The sequence below is a fragment of the Halomonas sp. SIMBA_159 genome, assembly GCF_046536035.1.
Lineage (GTDB): Bacteria > Pseudomonadota > Gammaproteobacteria > Pseudomonadales > Halomonadaceae > Vreelandella > Vreelandella venusta_A.
Genome location: NZ_JAWJBT010000180.1, coordinates 1 through 365, shown reverse-complemented (window position 1 = coordinate 365; position 365 = coordinate 1). Strand labels below are relative to the sequence as shown.

The following is a 365-nucleotide window of genomic DNA, read 5'->3' as shown; positions in this document are numbered from 1 at the left end:
CGATGCGATCGACGGGCCACTGTCCGACAGAATAAATTCTTTGGCCATCGTAAAAGACCTCACGGTATACACCAGTCCGGCTTGTTTCTGACTTCAACAGACCAGTACTGGCCGAATATCTTTCTGTCGTACCAAGCCGGTCGTCTTTTAGATAGAAGTATCCGTCGCCACCGTTCGTCAGGGATATACCTGGAGTCCCGGGAACAGTCCACGCGCCACCGCTCAGCGTGAAGGCAAAGGGCTGCTGATCACCTCGATAAGCAACAATTCGAGGCACGCTCGCATTTACCGCGGCCAAGTCGATCCTTCGCTGCCAGTTGTTAACCCAGTTGCGACCCATCAATGTCTGCGTCGTGTCGTACGGC

At 54.2% G+C, this 365-nt stretch carries 1 protein-coding gene; it reads right to left on the bottom strand.

Annotation, left to right across the window (positions count from 1 at the left end; translation table 11 throughout):
- On the bottom strand, positions 1 to 340 hold a 340-nt coding region (locus R0J87_RS18895; protein WP_498888142.1), incomplete at its 3' end, for a hypothetical protein.
- Positions 341 to 365: the final 25 nt, after the last annotated feature.